The sequence below is a fragment of the Methylocaldum sp. GT1TLB genome (assembly GCF_051027445.1).
In the GTDB taxonomy this organism is placed as follows: Bacteria; Pseudomonadota; Gammaproteobacteria; order Methylococcales; family Methylococcaceae; genus Methylocaldum.
In genome coordinates this window covers 5,099,768-5,116,164 of the sequence record NZ_CP194898.1, presented here as the reverse complement: position 1 = coordinate 5,116,164, position 16,397 = coordinate 5,099,768, and the positions used below count along the sequence as shown (strand labels likewise).

At 61.5% G+C, this 16,397-nt stretch carries 21 protein-coding genes; 5 read left to right on the top strand and 16 right to left on the bottom strand.

Going from position 1 to position 16,397, the window contains the following annotated elements:
- The first annotated feature begins 7 nt into the window (after positions 1-7).
- Positions 8-778, top strand: coding sequence for a rhodanese-like domain-containing protein (locus ACR2R1_RS22680; protein WP_434112079.1), 771 nt, complete (start codon positions 8-10; stop codon positions 776-778).
- A 36-nt stretch (positions 779-814) separates the two neighbouring features.
- On the opposite strand, the gene ACR2R1_RS22675 is transcribed toward ACR2R1_RS22680, so the two are convergent.
- Positions 815-1,126 (bottom strand): hypothetical protein, encoded by a 312-nt coding sequence (locus tag ACR2R1_RS22675; protein WP_077729052.1) that lies wholly within the window; start codon positions 1,124-1,126, stop codon positions 815-817.
- A gap of 212 nt (positions 1,127-1,338) precedes the next feature.
- Between ACR2R1_RS22675 and ACR2R1_RS22670 the strand changes: the two genes are divergently transcribed.
- The 3 genes from ACR2R1_RS22670 (at position 1,339) to ACR2R1_RS22660 (ending at position 3,095) form a co-directional block, all read left to right on the top strand.
- Positions 1,339-2,025 carry a fumarylacetoacetate hydrolase family protein gene (locus ACR2R1_RS22670; RefSeq protein WP_434112077.1) on the top strand — a complete coding sequence of 229 codons (687 nt, stop codon included), beginning with the start codon at positions 1,339-1,341 and terminating at the stop codon, positions 2,023-2,025.
- Entirely contained in the window at positions 2,022-2,639 is a 618-nt protein-coding gene (locus ACR2R1_RS22665; RefSeq protein ID WP_434112075.1) for a glutathione S-transferase family protein, read from the top strand. Before ACR2R1_RS22670 ends, ACR2R1_RS22665 begins: the two co-directional genes overlap by 4 nt.
- Before the next feature lie 156 nt (positions 2,640-2,795).
- Positions 2,796-3,095 carry a DUF6156 family protein gene (locus ACR2R1_RS22660; protein ID WP_434112073.1) on the top strand — a complete coding sequence of 100 codons (300 nt, stop codon included), beginning with the start codon at positions 2,796-2,798 and terminating at the stop codon, positions 3,093-3,095.
- Between the two features lie 459 nt (positions 3,096-3,554).
- Here the strand turns inward: ACR2R1_RS22660 and ACR2R1_RS22655 are convergent, their stop codons facing one another.
- From ACR2R1_RS22655 to ACR2R1_RS22635, 5 genes are all read right to left on the bottom strand, one after another.
- Positions 3,555-4,100 (bottom strand): phage tail protein, encoded by a 546-nt coding sequence (locus ACR2R1_RS22655; RefSeq protein WP_434112071.1) that lies wholly within the window; start codon positions 4,098-4,100, stop codon positions 3,555-3,557.
- A 340-nt stretch (positions 4,101-4,440) separates the two neighbouring features.
- Positions 4,441-4,635: a Fe-S cluster assembly protein IscX gene (gene iscX / locus ACR2R1_RS22650; protein ID WP_077729047.1), complete on the bottom strand. Its 195-nt coding sequence runs from the start codon at positions 4,633-4,635 to the stop codon at positions 4,441-4,443.
- Between the two features lie 198 nt (positions 4,636-4,833).
- Positions 4,834-5,709, bottom strand: coding sequence for a tRNA nucleotidyltransferase (locus tag ACR2R1_RS22645; RefSeq protein WP_077729046.1), 876 nt, complete (start codon positions 5,707-5,709; stop codon positions 4,834-4,836).
- A complete protein-coding gene (locus ACR2R1_RS22640; RefSeq protein ID WP_434112069.1) occupies positions 5,706-7,169 on the bottom strand; it encodes a protein adenylyltransferase SelO in 1,464 nt (487 codons plus the stop codon). Before ACR2R1_RS22640 ends, ACR2R1_RS22645 begins: the two co-directional genes overlap by 4 nt.
- 136 nt (positions 7,170-7,305) lie before the next feature.
- Positions 7,306-8,199 (bottom strand): NRDE family protein, encoded by an 894-nt coding sequence (locus tag ACR2R1_RS22635; RefSeq protein WP_434112067.1) that lies wholly within the window; start codon positions 8,197-8,199, stop codon positions 7,306-7,308.
- 135 nt (positions 8,200-8,334) lie between these two features.
- On the opposite strand from ACR2R1_RS22635, the gene ACR2R1_RS22630 reads away from it, so the two are divergent.
- Positions 8,335-9,090, top strand: coding sequence for a YkgJ family cysteine cluster protein (locus tag ACR2R1_RS22630; protein ID WP_434112065.1), 756 nt, complete (start codon positions 8,335-8,337; stop codon positions 9,088-9,090).
- A 59-nt stretch (positions 9,091-9,149) separates the two neighbouring features.
- Here the strand turns inward: ACR2R1_RS22630 and ACR2R1_RS22625 are convergent, their stop codons facing one another.
- The 10 genes from ACR2R1_RS22625 to ACR2R1_RS22580 form a co-directional block, all read right to left on the bottom strand.
- Positions 9,150-10,847: an AAA family ATPase gene (locus tag ACR2R1_RS22625; RefSeq protein WP_434112063.1), complete on the bottom strand. Its 1,698-nt coding sequence runs from the start codon at positions 10,845-10,847 to the stop codon at positions 9,150-9,152.
- A gap of 39 nt (positions 10,848-10,886) precedes the next feature.
- Positions 10,887-11,159, bottom strand: coding sequence for a BolA/IbaG family iron-sulfur metabolism protein (locus tag ACR2R1_RS22620; protein WP_133718228.1), 273 nt, complete (start codon positions 11,157-11,159; stop codon positions 10,887-10,889).
- Between the two features lie 185 nt (positions 11,160-11,344).
- The gene (locus ACR2R1_RS22615; protein WP_086135369.1) at positions 11,345-12,199 is read right to left on the bottom strand and encodes an SIR2 family NAD-dependent protein deacylase; all 855 of its coding nucleotides are present in this window, start codon (positions 12,197-12,199) and stop codon (positions 11,345-11,347) included.
- The gene (locus ACR2R1_RS22610) at positions 12,196-12,501 is read right to left on the bottom strand and encodes a hypothetical protein (RefSeq protein WP_434112061.1); all 306 of its coding nucleotides are present in this window, start codon (positions 12,499-12,501) and stop codon (positions 12,196-12,198) included. Before ACR2R1_RS22610 ends, ACR2R1_RS22615 begins: the two co-directional genes overlap by 4 nt.
- Positions 12,502-12,517: 16 nt before the next feature.
- A complete protein-coding gene (locus ACR2R1_RS22605; RefSeq protein ID WP_240502428.1) occupies positions 12,518-12,805 on the bottom strand; it encodes a 2Fe-2S iron-sulfur cluster-binding protein in 288 nt (95 codons plus the stop codon).
- A gap of 63 nt (positions 12,806-12,868) precedes the next feature.
- A complete protein-coding gene (locus ACR2R1_RS22600; protein WP_077729039.1) occupies positions 12,869-14,023 on the bottom strand; it encodes a DegT/DnrJ/EryC1/StrS family aminotransferase in 1,155 nt (384 codons plus the stop codon).
- A 9-nt stretch (positions 14,024-14,032) separates the two neighbouring features.
- Positions 14,033-14,296: a hypothetical protein gene (locus tag ACR2R1_RS22595; protein WP_077729038.1), complete on the bottom strand. Its 264-nt coding sequence runs from the start codon at positions 14,294-14,296 to the stop codon at positions 14,033-14,035.
- A 2-nt stretch (positions 14,297-14,298) separates the two neighbouring features.
- Positions 14,299-14,511: a putative nitrogen fixation protein NifT gene (nifT, locus tag ACR2R1_RS22590; protein ID WP_077729037.1), complete on the bottom strand. Its 213-nt coding sequence runs from the start codon at positions 14,509-14,511 to the stop codon at positions 14,299-14,301.
- Positions 14,512-14,733: 222 nt separating this feature from the next.
- Positions 14,734-15,882: a cysteine desulfurase family protein gene (locus tag ACR2R1_RS22585; RefSeq protein ID WP_077729036.1), complete on the bottom strand. Its 1,149-nt coding sequence runs from the start codon at positions 15,880-15,882 to the stop codon at positions 14,734-14,736.
- Positions 15,879-16,238, bottom strand: a complete 360-nt coding sequence (locus ACR2R1_RS22580) for a DUF3024 domain-containing protein (RefSeq protein ID WP_077729035.1) — start codon at positions 16,236-16,238, stop codon at positions 15,879-15,881. The genes ACR2R1_RS22585 and ACR2R1_RS22580 overlap by 4 nt, the downstream gene beginning before the upstream one ends.
- Positions 16,239-16,397: the final 159 nt, after the last annotated feature.

Sequence of the window (16,397 nt, the reverse complement as noted above, 5' to 3'; positions counted from 1 at the left end):
AGACGTTATGACCGCGGAAACCGCGTGGCGACGGCTGAACGTCGCCGAAACCCAAGCTTTGCTGGAACAGCCGGAGCTCTTGATTTTCGATGTGCGAGACGCGGATTCGTTCGCGGCGGGACGCATAGGAGCCGCTCGGCATCTGTCGGGTGCCAATCTGGAGCAGGTGCTCATGCGGACGCCCAAATCGCAGCCGGTGCTGATCTACTGCTATCACGGCAATGCCAGCCAGACCTATGCGCAAATGTTCCGGGACTTCGGCTTCAAGACGATCTACGATCTGATCGACGGCTACGAGGCCTGGCGCGCCACCGTGCCCGCGCCGGGTTCCGCGGACTTGAGCCCTGCCCTTCGCGACTGGCTGAGCGAACAGGGTTTCCCGCCCGACAACATCGAGGCAACCCGCGACAACCGGATGACGCCCCTGATGCACGCCTGCCGGCTCGGCGACAAAGCCATCGTGGAGGCGCTGCTCGAAGCCGGAGCCTCGCTGGAACCCCTCAACAGCGACGGCAATAATGCCCTCTGGCTGGCCTGTTACGGGGAAAACCTCGGCGTCATAGGTCGCTTGATCGAGTGGGGCATCGCCGTAGACCATCAGAACGAGAACGGTGCGACTTGTCTTATGTACGCCGCATCCACCGGCAAAACAGCGGTCGTCGCTCGCTTGCTGGCGGCCGGCGCCGATACCGGCATCAAGACCCTGGACGATTTCACCGCCCTGGACATGGTCGCCAATCTGGATTGCTTGAACTTGCTGCGCGCAGCGGCACGCTAGCGATCCGTGCCGCTGCGCGCAGATTTGTCGACCGGCCTAGGCTTCCATGGCGTGGTGTTGAACCCCGCTATGCACCTTCACTCCGGTCTTGGGCTCCGCCCAGGCGAATCCCGCGTCCGGGTCCATCGGCGCCAGCCCATGCTCCTGCATGAGCTGGTCAGCCAGATCCGCGAGCTTACTTTCCAGGCTTTGAGCCGGATCATTATTGGGATCTTCGAACCGGTCCAGAGAAATCTCCGGGCCTTCTTCACCGTCGATCATGTGGATGAGGAAAAGCTCTTCGATGCCGGGGCGTCCGTGTACCGTGGCCCTGAAGGTTTCTCCCCGATACGAGAATTCACGCACCATGTTACCTCCTGATCTTGGATTATTTTTGGTTAATAAAAATAAGAACTTATCTAAGTGCGCGCGAGGCACTTCGGGGCCAAATTCTACCACAAAAAGTATGGTTATTTTGCAACCCGATACGGTCTCTTTGCTGAACTAACAATCGCCGGTTTGCCGATACACGGCGTCAAAGAAGCCGCCAGCCTATCCGTTATTCGAAGAGGTTTAAAACCATGAAATACGCTTTTGCCCCTCCTCAGATCGTTACGCTTCCAGCCATGTCGTGCAATCCGTTTCCGGTGCGGCGCATCTTCTGCGTCGGACGCAATTATCCGGAGCATGCGCGGGAAATGGGCGCCGACCCGGAGCGCGAGCCGCCGTTCTTCTTCATGAAACCAACCGATACCATCCTGCCCAACAACTCGGTCCTGCCCTATCCTCCCGGAACCGAGAATCTGCAACCGGAAGTGGAACTGGTCGTCGCCATGCAGCTCGGCGGGAGGCAAATCCCGATCGAGATCGCCAATGATTACATCTTCGGCTACGCGGTCGGCCTGGACATGACACTGAGGGATGTGCAAAAGACCGCGCGCGAAAAGGGACTGCCCTGGGACATGGCCAAGGGATTCGATCACTCGGCGCCCTGTTCGGCGATCACTCCGGAGTTCTATACGGGCGTGATCGCCCAGGGCAAGATCGAGCTCAAGGTCAACGGTGAGGTCCGTCAGAGCGCCGACGTTTCGGACATGATCTGGAAGATACCCGAAATCATCAGCTATCTGTCCACAATGGTGGAAATCTGTCCCGGTGACCTGATCTTTACCGGCACGCCGGCCGGGACCGCTCCCGTGGTCAAGGGCGATGTCATCGAAGCGACGGTTGCCGGACTCGAACCCTTAATCATCACCATAGGATCATGAAACTCTATATGACGCCCGGTTCGTGCTCGACCGGCATACACATTTTGTTGGAAGAATTGGACCTGCCTTTCGAGGCGTATCTGGTCAATCTCCTGGCGGGCGATCAGAACCGGCCCGATTATCTGGCCCTGAATCCGAAAGGCACGATTCCCACCCTGGTACGCGATGACGGCTCGGCGCTGACCGAGTTTCAGGCCATCGCCTGGTGGCTGGCCCGCGCCTACCCCAAGGCGAAACTGCTGCCGGACGATCCGGACGGCGAAGCGCGGGTGATCGAGGCCATGGCCTATGCCGTGGGCACGATCCACATGCAGGGTTTCGCTCGCATATTTACCACCGATCAATTCACGTCCAACGAAGCCGACCAAGACGCGGTCAAACGGCGTGGCATAGAGATCGTCGCCAAGGGTTACGCGGTGCTGGATACGCTGCTGAGCGGGCGGGAATACGTGGCGGGGCGGTTTTCCATCGCCGATGCGGCGCTTTTCTACGTGGAATTCTGGGGCGATAAGCTCAAGCTCGAACTGCCGGAAAACTGCCGGGCGCATTATCGGCGCATGCTGGCCCGGCCGGCCGTGCAGAGGGTATTGCGGGAAGAAGGCTATCGTGTTTGAGAGGGTGTATCAGCGGGTTTGTCGGCAAAGGATTGCCGACCTACGACTGCCCTTAGTTCCCTCTCTCGGAGGGAGAAGGAGCCAAATCCGTAAGTCTTGAGACTGTGTTTTTTTCGTCCGATCTAAATCTTTAACTTCCGAGGAGAACGACGCACCATGACCGAAGCCATGCAGGGCCGTTGCCGCTATTTCCTCACCTACACCGGCGTGAAACTGCCGCTCAAGCTGATGACCGAACTGGAACCCGCCCAACTGGAAAACCGCAACACCTATTTCCGGGGATATTTCGACGATGAGGGCCGGCTGGTCGGCCTGCAAAAGCTGGTCTACGGGGAAGTGGAAATGGAACACCGCTATGCCTACCACGCCAACGGCGCCCTCAAGTCGGTCGAAATCGTCGACGCCGACGGCGAATTGAACGGGATGGCGTTCGACGAGAACGGCGAACCGATCTAAAGCCGCTGACTACGAGCGGCACCCTAAAGTAGGTCGGCAATCCCTTGCCGACGCAGAACTCGTCGGGAACGGATTCCCGATCTACTGGCCCGGAACGCGCATGTCCATGGTAGGGTGAGTTAGGTACGCCCTCACACAAGGTGCGGTTGGGCCAACGGGTTCGTCGGCAAGGGATTGCCGACCTACGAATGCTTGAGTCGATCTACCCTGGCCGAAGGCGCCAGCGACTTCCGCCAAGCCTGTTTTGCCGTCCGAGCGGGATGAAAACGCTCTAACTTTGGCGCGCACGGTAACCCACCAACACAAGGCTACCGAACATCGGTGGGTTACGGCGCACTCGAAGTACGGTGATCGACCATCAGCGCATACCGGAGTGCGCCTAACCCACCCCACTAAATCCCGGTTATCGTTTGTATATTCAAGAGAGCGGAGCTGTGGTATTCGGCACATCCCGAGGACCTACCGGTCACGCCGGATGCCATCCACAGCCAATACCACGATCTCGACCAGTTTGTGATCCTTATTGCCGAGGCTGACCGAAGAAGGCCATCCATTGAAAAACGACCACGTTGCTATGGGCGCCATGGTGTAGTCGTAAGCAATCAGTGACCCACTCTTGCGCGCTTCCCTCAACTTCCCTTCAATGATCATCTGTCGCCAAGCCCAAAGGTCGGCACCGGAATCCAGAGCTTTCATGCACACCACGCTATTCATTTTCAATCGACCGGGAATCTTTTGCACAATATCCTCCCGGCCTTTCTGACTTACAACTTTATGCTCCGTCACCTCGGTCTCCGAACCGAGTGTGCAATTGCTGAAGTAAACGTGGAACTCACCGGCCTGCAATTCAAAGACCATTCCGGAAGCCGGATCGCTGGAACTATCGATATTCGCAGAGTAGCTGGAACTCCCCAGCGAACTATTGACCGGCAGTCCGCCAGCCGCCGCGGTTGAAGTGATCGAGACAAGTCCGAGAGCCAGAGTCAAACCAGCAATGTGTTTCATGACCGTAATCTCCTTTCGAGTGGAAGTGAAATAACGCAGGGGAATAATTCCTGTCGCGTGACTTCTCTGTCTCAAAAGCGATGCCAGGTCGTGAGAGAAACGGGAACAACGCTCCAAGGCTTTGTTTTAGCATCAAATTATTGAACAAGGAGGAAAAGCGGCGGGTTCTCGGCTCGACCCAGCCGAGGCCGTTTTTTACGTCAATTCGTATCTAATACGATATGTCGTAAATTTGGTCATGACCTACTTCCATGCGAATACGAAAACGGCACATATCCAACAAAAAACGACCAAACCCGATTGGCAGGGCGGATCGCGTGCTGCAATCCTTTCTGCGGGGTTAGCTCACCTCGTCTATCCAGGCCATCTGCACGGCTTCGAGCACTTTCTCGTTGCATTTCTCGGCGCTGTCGTCGAAGCCGTCCAGGCGCATGATCCAGTCGAGCAGATCGGTGAACCGCACATACTTGGGATCGACGTCGGGATGGCTCTCGGCCAGCGCGATGGCGATGTCGAAGGTATCGCTCCATTTCATGGGCTTGCTCCTCAAGAGAAGGTTGGTGATGAAGTCTGGACTGGAAAACCCGTGTTATTCCAAATTGCTTTCAATAAGGAATTAATTTTTGTAGGGTGGGTTAGGCCGCGAGGCCGTAACCCACCGAGCGGCCTCGAATCGGTGGGTTACGCTTCGCTAACCCACCCTACGTAATATTCACTCGAATGCCGAATGGAATTACGCGTCGGCCCAGCGTTCGCTGCGCAATGCTTCGGCAATGGCCCGAGCTCGCTTTTCGAACGCCTGCGCCGAAACTTCCGGGTCGGTTTCGGTCGGCTCGGAGGCGGGCGCCATCTGTCCGGCGAAAGCCTTAAAAGCTAGCCGAAGCAGCTCGGCCTTGGGATACTCCGCACCGGCCCGCCCCGGATAGGCTCGATAGTCGCAGGCGCATACCGCCAACAACTGCTCGAAACGCTCGGGGTAATGGACCGCTTCCGCCCGTTCCAGCATGGCGGCGATCGCCGCGGCCCGCATGTCTACCGCACGGTGGACTCGATCGCATTCGCGCAGCACCAAGAGCGCCAGGTCGCGGCATTCGGCGGGAACCTTGAAGCGTTCGCAAACCGCTTCGACCAGGGGTTCGCCGCGTGCTTCGTGACGGTAGTGGGCGGGCCAGAATTCGCGCGGCGACGCCGCTTTCCCCACCTTGTGCAGCAGCGCCGCCCAGCGCGTGGCGAGCGGGGCGTCTATCCGCGCGGTTTCGTCGATCAGAAGCAGCTGGTGTTCGCCCACGTCGACTTCCGGCGGATCGTCCGCGCTCTGCGGAATTCCGAACAGCGCGTTCAGTTCCGGCAGCAATCGAGCCAGAGCGCCGCAACCGCGCAGGACTTCCAGCATCCGCGACGGACGCCCGCCCATCAGGCCTTGGGACAATTCCGGCCAGGCCGCCTCGGGATTCACCGCGTCGAGAGCGCCGTCCGCCACCAGGGCGACGAGCCTGACCATGGATTCGGGTGGCACCACGAAATCCGGGATGTGCGCGGCGCACGCCGCCAGCCGCAGGATGTCCAGCGGATCCTCGCCTAGAGCGGGTGGGATGGCATAGGTAATCATGACGAGCAGCTGACTTCGATGTTCCGCAGTTCTTCCGGAGGCGGGGCGGCATAGGCGTCCATCTCCGGCTGCTCGTCGTAAGGCCGGGCGAGCAGACGAACGAGCTTGGCGACTTCGGTATCGTCCCCGGCTTCGGCCCTTTCGATGGCGGCCTGGGCCAGATGGTTGCGCAGCACGTACTTGGGGTTGACGCGGTTCATGTCCCAGGCACGGGCCTCGTCGTCGGTGTTTCCTTCGGCGCGCAATCGTGCCCGGTAATCGGCGATCCAGGCGTCGTAGGCTTCCAGGTCCACGATCTCCTCGCGGGCCCCGACCGCCGGCTCGTCGCTGTCGGTACGCACCTTGGAAAGATGACGGAAGCTCCGCGTGAAATCGCTCTTGCCGCGCTGAAGGATGGCCAGGAATCGGTTGACCAGATCGACATCGCCGTCACGCACCTCGTAAAGGCCCAGCTTGTCGGCCCAGCGGCGCATGATCGCCTGGGTATACACCGGGGCGTAGCGCTCGAAAATGCCGGTCGCGATTTCCAGGGCCTCCTCCTCGCTGTCCGAGAGCAGCGGCAAGGTCGCCCGCAGCAGCCTCGAGCAATTCCACTGGCCGATTTCGGGCTGTGCGTAATAGGCGTAGCGGCCCTCGAAATCGGAATGGTTGCAGATATGGTATTGCCGGAACGCGTCCATGAAGCCGAAGGGACCGTAATCCAGGGTCAAGCCCAGAACCGAGAAATTGTCGGTGTTCATGACGCCGTGGCAGAACCCGAAGGTCTGCCACTGCGTCATCAGCCGGGCGGTGCGCTCGACCACCTCGCCGAGCCAGGCGGCATGACGGTCGGAACGGTCTTTCAGATGCGGGAAATGCTCGTCGATCACATGGTCGGCCAAAGGCGCAAGGTGCTGGCGCTGTCCGTTGTGATAGAAAAACTCGAACTGTCCGAAGCGGACGAAACTGCGAGACACCCGGCAGACCACGGCCGCGGTTTCCACCGTTTCGCGGTACACCGGCTCCGGCGACGCCACCAGGCTCAGGCAGCGCGTGGTCGGTACGCCGAGGGCGTGCATCGCCTCCGAACAGAGATATTCCCGTATCGAGGAACGCAGCACCGCGCGCCCGTCGAGCCCGCGCGAATACGGCGTCGGCCCGGAACCCTTGAGTTGAAGCTCCATCCGCGCCCCGGCGGGCGTCCGAACCTCCGCGATCATGAGGGCACGCCCGTCCCCGAGCTGAGGAACCCATGCCCCGAACTGATGCCCGGCGTAGACCGATGCCGAAGGCTCGTATTTCGGCCACGGCCGGTTGCCCGCGAGAATCTCCAAGAGTTTCGGAGAATCGGCCTCGCTGACGTCGAGCCCCAGTTCCAAGGCCAGAGATCCGTTGAAGTGGACCATCCTGGGCTCGGGCAAGGGCGTTGCCGACACCGGGACATGATAGGGCTCGCCCAATTCCTTGTAGCGCGGAGCCAAGGGGAGCTCCCGATGAGAATGGCGCGGAGAAAACCCGTGCATCGTTTCGGATCGCAGTGGCGTACGGTCCGCCTGACCCCGCCTCGTTGAAGCTTTCCGACGTGCGGGCATGGCGCCGGCGTGTGCGTTACGAGTCTCAGTCATCGCCGGCGCTCCCGGAAAAGACTTGAGGGTCGATGCTCCATTCTTCGACCACACGCCCGGATTCGGCGCCTTCCGGATCGAAGCTGCGTTCCTCGAAGTAAACCCGGCCGTCCCGCGCCATGACCAGGGCGGTGCTGGAGCGGGTTCCGGATTCCGCCCCCACCACGAAACAGGCGGACAGGCGTTCTTCTTCCGCGCGGCTGATGCCGGTATCGGGGAGCCCTTCGTTTGTGGTTTCGCGATCCGCCAGCATGACGAAACCCGCTTTCGCGAAGTCGGCCGGCGAGACCGGCTTGGCGGTGCAGATCGGATCGTCGGCGCCCCGGACGCCGGCCTTGGAGAGATCCGAGTAAGCGCCCAGCAGCATCGCGAAGCCGCCGTGCGTTCTCAGATAAGAACCCAGCAGCGTGTCCAGGCGCACGCACTTGGGCCAGGGTTCGTCCAGCAACCCGTCGGACAAGGTGTGAATGCCGGGAGTGAGCGCCAACGGCAAGCGGGCGCGGGTGGCGGCGTAGTACATGTGACGCGGCGAGCCGATCAGCAGATTGAAGGGCGAATGTCCGCCCCGGCTGCGAGCGAAGCGGCGGGCGTGGACGACCGGCTCCTCGCCGGAAGAGAGATAGTCCAGCGGCAGCTGGCCGCGCGTCGGCGCGTCCGGGTCCGAAGGCGCGCCGTCGCGAAACGGCGTGACCAGCGCGAAACGCCCGTCGCGGGCAACGCCGAACCAGGTTCCGCCCCGCGCCAGGTCGCGACCGCCGAGACAGGCGGGCTCCTCCGGCCACCATGCCGCCGGTGCGGTCGCGCGTTCATGCCTTTCGTCCCGGTTGGCGATCAGAATCAAGGGAAAATCGGGGTGGGCCCCCCAGGCCAGTGCGACCGTGCTCATAGAAAAACCCGATCCTTAGTCGAATACCCCATCCCATACGCCGAGCTGCGGGAAAGCCCCGAATCGGGACAAGTGCATTGACCCGGATACGTCGAGATCGCAATATGCGCACTTTCACACATGACAAAATCACCCATGTCGGAAGAAACGATGCCGGATGAATCCGGTCCTCTGGCCTTCTTCAAGGCGCAGCACCAAGCCTTTACCGAAACCCTCGCCGCCCGGCGCGGTCGCGAAGACCTGATCGACGGACTCTTGGAACAGGCCTTCAGCAGTTTCGAAGGCAATGTCGAAATTCAGTCCGAGGGACTGCCCCCCTTGGCCTGCCACAAAGGATGCTCCACCTGCTGCACGCTCCGCGTCACGGCGACGGCGCCCGAAATTCTGCTGATCGCGCGTTACGTTCGTTGGGCCTCCGACGCGCTGAAACGCGCCGAAGTCGATCTCGAGCAGCGCCTAGCCGATGCCGATCGCGTAACCCGAGGCTTGAGCGAAGAGCAACGGGTGGCTCTCAGGCGCCGGTGTCCCTTCATTGCCAACGGCGTCTGCGTCATTTACCCGGTACGGCCACTCGCCTGCCGAGGCCATGCCTCCTACGACAAGCGCGCTTGTGTCGAGGCCGCGGCCGGACGCGCCGGCGACATCCCCTTCTCCGCCCCGCACATGACCGTCCGCAGCCTGGTTCAGCACGCGATGCAATCGGCGCTTCGGGATGCCGGCTCCGCGTTCGGCGCCTACGAGCTCAACCAGGCGGTCTCCATGGCCTTGGCCGACGGCAAGCTCCAGGAACGCTGGACGGCGGGCGACGACGTCTTCGCCGACGCTTTGGCGACCGAAATCAGCCTCGACGAAATGGCGAGCACCTTCGAGGCCATCAAGGCTCATCCGTAGGGCGGAATAGCGAAGCGTATTCCGCCGAATGGCTTCCGTGTACCGCTCTGCGGGAAACGCTATGCAGCCAGACCCAAGTCCATCCCCCGGAAAATCGAGCAGCGCTTGAAAACTTCCAGGGACGGCGGCACCCGCTTCTGCTGACAGTATTTCGCCACCAGCTTGGCCAGTCCCTTGATGTCACGCCCGGTGGCTGCCGGAAACAGATCCGCCAGCTCGTCGATCAGCGGCGGGGCGACCTCCAACGCGAACTGTTCGGTCATCACTTTCCAGATCTTGATCCGATTTTCCCGATCCGGCGGGTAGAACTTGATCAGCGCGATACAGCGCGACACGATGGCCTCGTCGATGTCGTCCACCCGGTTGGTGGTGAGAAACAACAGGCCGTTGAAATATTCGAGCACCCTCAGAAACACCCCGACCACGGCATTCATGGTGATGTTGTCGTCGCGCCGCTTGATGTAGACGTCCGCCTCGTCGATAAGCATCACCGCACCCCAGCGCTGGGCACGGGTCAGAACGTCCTTGAGCGCCGTTTCCATGGCAGCGACATTCAGCCCCAGCTGACCGGAATGCACCCGATACAGCGGCCGCTGGATGATTTCGGAATAGACCTCCGCGGTCAAAGTCTTGCCGACGCCGGGAGGACCGGCGCACAGCACGGTCGTGCCTCCGGACTTGCCGGCGACGATATCGTCCATCAGGACATCCATCTCGGCGGTCAGGATGTCGATGAGATCGGTCTGTTCCTCCGGCAGAATCAGCTTTTGCTTCAGGGCCGGCTGATACTCGTAGGGTGTGATGTCGTCCACGTGCACCCAGAGATAATGGTGCAGGTCAAGGTGGAACATGAGGATGTAGAAATGCACCGGCAACTGGGTGAACAGTCCCTTGGGCATGGCGTCCTGAGACTCCCGGACCTCGTCCTCGGCCTCATAGTGATTGCTCTTGGCCGCCTTGCGCAGATAAGGCCCCAGAATATCCCCGGGCGCATCCAGGGTCAGCGCGCGCGAGCTCAGGATGCCCTCGTCGTTGACCAGGCGCGCGCTGCCGCCGCCGGACGAGAGCACCACCACGTCCTTGCGGGACCAATCGGTATCCCGGTGCGAAGCCGTCGGGTCCTCCGCGTAGAAACCGGTGCCTTTTCCGGAAAACTGGGCGCCGTAACGGGCACGCCAATCGAAGTAACGCTCCGCGGTCTCGTCGTAGTTGCGGATGAGCTCCGGCGTTTCCTTGAGGAAACCCTTGGCGGCGAAAATCTCTGCCACCGTCTTGCCGGCGATGTCGCTCGGCATGATTCGGATGGTTTGGGTTGCGATCGCCCCTTTGGCATTGGCTTTCAGCTCGATGAAGACTTTCCCGATCTCGTCGTTCGAGGCCGGGGTGTAGTCGAGCCGGGTGATGACATAAGGCAAGGGACGGCCGGCCACGCTCGCGGTGAACAGCCAGCCGCGGATCGCATCCGCCGCCAAGTAGCGGGCGATCGCAGGCAGCACCATCTCGAGGTCTTCGGCTTCGAAGCGCACCCCGTCGTCGTTCATGGCCTGCTGCAAGGTGGCGAGTTGCGCGGCCTTGGCCTGCATCTCCGGCCCCGCCTGCCGGTAAAGATTCCCTAAAAACGCGAGCGCAGGGCTCGACAGTTGCCTGAACGGCACCTCGACGCGATTGCCGAAACGCAATTGTTCCTTCAAGTGCGCCAAATCCGGGAACTCTTCGACCATCGCTTCGATGTAGGGCCGCTCGATCTGAAGCTTCATTCTCTGCTTATCCCCAAAAAGCCGTTTATGAACCTCGTGCTAAGCCGCCTGCTCCGTTGGCGTCAAGGCAGTGATGCTCAGGGCATGGATGTCGCCCGGCATCATTTCGCTCACCGCCGAATAAACCAGTCGATGGCGCTCCAGCGTCGAACGGCCCTCGAAGCGGCGGGAACACACGGTCACGAAAAAGTGGCCGCCACCCTCGTGGGCATGGCCGGCATGGGACCGGCTGTCGTCGACGATTTCCAGGTGAACCGGCTCGAAGGCCTGTTCCAAAAGCGCCCGAAGACGGGCGCCGCGATCCGTAGTCATGAGCCGTTGCCTCCGCGATTCATCTCAAAGGTATAAACGATCTCTCCCGAGCCATGCGGTTCGTAGGTCGGCAATCCCTTGCCGACGAAACGGTCGATCCGCGCCTTGCGTCGGAAAGGATTTCCGACCTACGGAACCGCCGACGCCTCCCTAACCTCCGTACGCCGCTGCCTACGAGATTCGGATTAGGCCACGGCCCTGCGGGACTCCGCCGGCGTTCCGGTGAGCCCGGCGACGAACTCGGCCAAGGGCATGTCGATCCGTTCGATGCCCTGTTCCGCGAGGAACCGCGCCTCATTGCGGGTGAGATCGCCTTCCAGGACCGCGAAATGCCGGTCGCTGGAACGCTTCATGATCTGCCGCGCATAATTGCGCTCCAGCTGGTTGCGGAAACGGCAGCCCAGGAACAGGAAGCTGCGGCCCGTCCTGATGTCCTTTACCCGGTCCGGAATCGGCGTCTGGATATCGATTTCGGTGAGAACTTCCACGTAGTCGGAATCCGAGACGATGAAGTTGGACGCAGGCGCGATGGAACCCAGCGGCTTGTAGAGCAGGGTCGCCCATCCCGCGGCTTCCCCCGGCTCCGCCTTTGTGTCGTCGGCATGGAAATAGTGAACCCAGTCTCCCAGGTGCTCCGCGCGGCTCACGCCCTGCACTTGCCCGAAATCGCGGCGCGAAGCCAGGGCCGCCGCCATGCTGGCGTCGTACCAGACGTCGACGATCAAGGGCAGCGGGTTCGGGAGATTCGCCAGGAAACCGTGCAGAACGGTCGGTTCCGGCGGGCTCCGAAAGGCTTCCTGCAAAAGTCCGACCAGCGTCTTCCGATGCTTGAAATTCTCGATGTATTGACTGGCGGCGGTAAGATTCTTCCGGATCTTGTGGGGCACGGTGACCTTGGCCGTAATCAGTTCCACCAAGGCCTCCGGCGAACTCGGAATCGCGCCGCCGGGCGCCAGACTCAGAATCTCCGGGCCGAGATACGGAATGACCCGTCCCGCCGCCAAATCTTCTGCCAATTGACTCGGAAACGGCGTGCTCATGATGTCATCCCCGCGGCGCAAGAGGCCTTCAAGGCGTCCACCTCGGTGCGCAGCAGGCGGAACAGCCCGCGTCCGCCGGACAAGGCCTGGTAACTGTTCTGGGTGTTGTTGCACAGGTATTTGTACCAGTCGTGCGGCTCCACCCCTGACGGACGCTCGCCGATTTCGGCCACGGTGCCGTCCGGAAAGAAACGCAGGTGAATGACGCATTCCGTCCGCTGCTCGGCATTGAACGTCGCGCCGGACGCGACGACGGCCGATTGGGGTTCAGAAGGAGTAGCGACAGCTTCTTTGGTATCCATAACAATGATCCTCTGGTTAATGGTTTATAAGTTCGATTATTACTTTGTTATGAACGCCCAGGGCGGCCTGACAAGCCAGCCTGGACAGCGATTCGGCTCCGCAAAGCTGCGTGAGCCGATCGCGTTCTGCCTGGCGCACCTTGGATAAGCCGCGCCAGCCCTGCCGCACGAGCACATGGCACTCGCCGCAGCGGGCCCGTCCACCGCAACGGTGGGCGACAGCCTCGCCCGCCGCCGCGATGGCCTCGAGCAAATTGGCGCCTCTCGCCACCTGCACCGTCTTGCCCGAAGGCAGTACGGTCACCCAGGCTTTTGCATTCCGCCTCTTTTCGGTCCGCAAAAAGCCCGACATGGTTTCGGAGCGGCGTCAGAGGTAAATGGCCGATCCCGCCCCGATATTGATCGAGGCGTCCTTGGCGGTCTTGACGATGAAGCCCACCTGGTCCTCCGTGATATGGTTGTGGAAAGGCAGCGCAACGGCGCGGTCCGCCAGCTTCTCGGTGACGAAGAAATCGCCCTTGCGATAGCCCAGGTTTCCGTAAAAACGCTGCTGATGCAGTGGCCGGCAATAGGCCACGGCCTCGATCTGCTCGGTTGCCAAATCGTGAATGATGGCGTCCCGGCTGGAACGGGAAAAACGGGTGCCGAGATGGACCAGGTAGAGAAACCAGTGCGCCTCGTCCACGTCCGGAGCGAGATACGGCGGCTTGATGCCCTCGAAGGATTGCATGTGGGCGTTGTAATAGGCTTCGATCTCTTTCCGGCGCTCCAGGATTCCCGGAAGACGCTTGAGCTGCACCAGCCCGAGAGCGGCGCCGAGTTCGCTGAGTTCCGCCCGATACGGCGGCGTTTCGCCCAGTACCACCGAATGCCGTTCGTCGAGGCGGCGGCCTCGGAAGCTCCGCAGCCGAGCGGCCAAATCGCCGTCGTCGGTCACCACCATGCCGCCCTCGCCGCAGGTCAGCGGCGACGGCTGGGACAAATCGAACACCGAACAGTCCCCGAAGCTGCCCACCAGCTTCCCCTGGTAACGCGAACCGATCGCCTCGCTGGAATCTTCGATGAGCAGCAGGCCGTGTTTCGTGGCCAATTCACGGAACGCCGGCCACATCGCCGGATGGCCGTTGGTATTGCCGGCGACTATGGCGCGGGTTTTCGACGTGATTCCCGCCGCGGCCTTTTCGGGAACCAGCGTCCCCGACCAATAATCGATGTCGGCAAAGATCGGCGTCGCCCCGGCCAGCGCGATGCCGTGAACGGTTTCGCGGAAACCGAACGCGGACGCGATGACTTCGTCCCCCGGACCTATGCCGTAGGCCTTGAGCGCCAGCATCAGGCCGATGGTGGCGCTGCTCACCGCCACGGCGTGTTTGCGCCCGAGATATTGGGCGAAAGCCTCTTCGAAAGCTTCGACCGTGGGCCCCGCGCTCAGCCGCGGCGATTTCAGGACCTCTTCCACGGCTTCGAGTTCGGACAGGCTGATGTCGGGGTCCGAGAGCAAGATGGTAGGTGAGTTTTTCATGGTCGATAACTACCGTTTCTGGGCGACGATCAGACCGGTTGCCGCGGCCGGATCGCCGGTAATGCGTACGCAGTGTTCCGAGGTGTCTATCAGGTAAACGCAGAACTCGGGAGTTTCGAATGTCGGAGTTTCGGAACTCATGTCGCTGGCGTCGCAACGTGTCAGCGACAGCCCCGGAAAATTCTTGCGCACGCTCGCACAGCGTTCGGCGGCGGGCGCCTCGCCTTCCAGAAGCATCCGGATTTCCCCGAGCGCCTCGTTACTGAGCGCCATGGTCAGTCCCCGCTCACCCGACGCGCGTCGACCGTGATCGGCAGCGCGGTATCGGCGGCCATGGCAGGCAGCGACAGCTCCCAGCCGTTCGCCAGCGTCACCATTCCGCCCCACAGTTCCGGCTTTTCCTGGGAAACGATGGGTTCCTCCAGGTCTTTTTTCGGAACGTAAACGGACAGCTCGCCGGCGGAATTTCTTCTGATCATGACCTTCATGCGGTACTCCAGTTGGTTTCAAAAAATCAATGTTTTGTAGTTTTGTAACTTGTAGGATGTGCTGAACGAAGTGAACCGCATCGTTCGCGATTGATGCCTGTCCTGAGCTCAGTCGAAGGGCCTGTCCTGAGCCTAGTCGAAGGGCGCTTCGTACCTCAGCGCATCCTACGTCTTGCCCTTTCTCACGCTGTGAGGGGAGACAAAGGCCGGTGCTCCTAGGAGTCATGCGGCCTCCGCCTCGAACATTCGGACGATTTCCGGAAGCACCGCTATGATCCGGTCGATTTCCTCTGCCGTGGTATAGCGGCTCAAGGAGAAGCGGATCGTGGCCAGCGAGGCTTCCGGGGCCAAGCCCATGGCGGTCAACACGTGCGAGGGTTCGGTTCCGGAGGCGGTGCAGGCCGCTCCGGCCGAGGCGCAGATTCCAGCCCGGTCGAGCTTGTCGAGAACCGGCTCGGCCTCGATCGTTCCCAGGCACAGGCTGGTGGTGTTCGCCACCCGCTCGGCGCCGCCGCCGTTAACGAAGGCACCGGGAATACGCGCCAGCAGTTCCGCCTCGAGACGATCGCGCAAAGCCCCGATCCGGGACCCGGAGTTTGCCGGAGCGGCTGCGGCCAATTCGGCCGCCACCCCGAGGGCGACGATCCCCGGCACGTTCTCGGTGCTGCCGCGGCGCCCGCGCTCCTGGTGTCCGAACAAAAGCGGCGGAAGCTTTCGGCCCTTGCGCACGAACAGCACGCCAATGCCTTTGGGTGCATGAATCTTGTGGCCCGAAAAGGACAGGAAATCCACCGGAACTCGGGCTAAATCGATGGGCGTCTTGCCGACCGCCTGAACCGCGTCGGTATGAAACAGCGCGCCCCTGGCCTGGGCTATCGCCACGGCTTCCTCGACGGGGAACAGGACGCCGGTCTCGTTATTGGCCCACATCAGCGAAACCAGGGCCGTATCCTCGGTCAGGGCGCGTTCGAGTTCTCCGAGATCGAGCCGCCCCTGTCCGTCCACCGGCAAATAGGTCACCCGCACGCCCTGGGATTCGAGATGGCGCAATAGGGCCAGCGTTGACGGATGTTCCACCCGGCTGGTGACGATGTGGCGCCGCCCCGGCGACAGGGCGAGCGCTCCCAGAACAGCCTGGTGATTGGCCTCGGTGCCGCCGCTGGTAAAGACGATTTCCGGCGGCGTGGCGCCCAGGAGCGCCGCCACTTTGGCGCGGCCGGCGATGCTCTCGACCTTGGCCGCTTCGCCGGCCCGGTGCTTGCTGGACGGATTGCCGTAACTCTCCCTGAGACACCGGGCCATCGCGTCGGCGCACTCCGGCGCTACCGCCGTGGTGGCGTTGTTGTCCAGATAAATGATTGGGTCGCTCATTGCCAGAACTGCCTATCCGGGTCTTCGTTCAAAAGTTCGAGAATCTGAGACAAGGCGTGGTATTCGCCGTGCTCGATCCATAGGCCCGCCTTGTGATCCTTGCGGTACAGCCTCCAGCACCGCGAACTATCCTGAAATTCCAGCCGGGCGATATCGATCACCCCGCCATCGGGATCGATGTTCCGCGAGCAGCACGGGCTGACGATTTCATATCCGGCCTCGATCGGACGGACCACCGGAGTCACGTAGCGGTAGCGCTTGCGCTTCCCGAGCGCGCGGTCGATACGCTTCCGATCCACCTCGTTGGGATGAGGACACACGGACATCAAATTGGATACCGCAAGATTGCCGTTCATCGGATCAAGACCTCCGCACAACTCTTTCCGTCCATGTTCCGTCCGTTCGCTCTCGCTCGTTCCCAAGCTCCCGCTCGGGAACGCGGCCTCGAGAAGCTCCCGCTTCGCGACACAGGAAGCCGGAGCTTCCTAAAGATCCGGTTCCCAACCAGAAGTCGG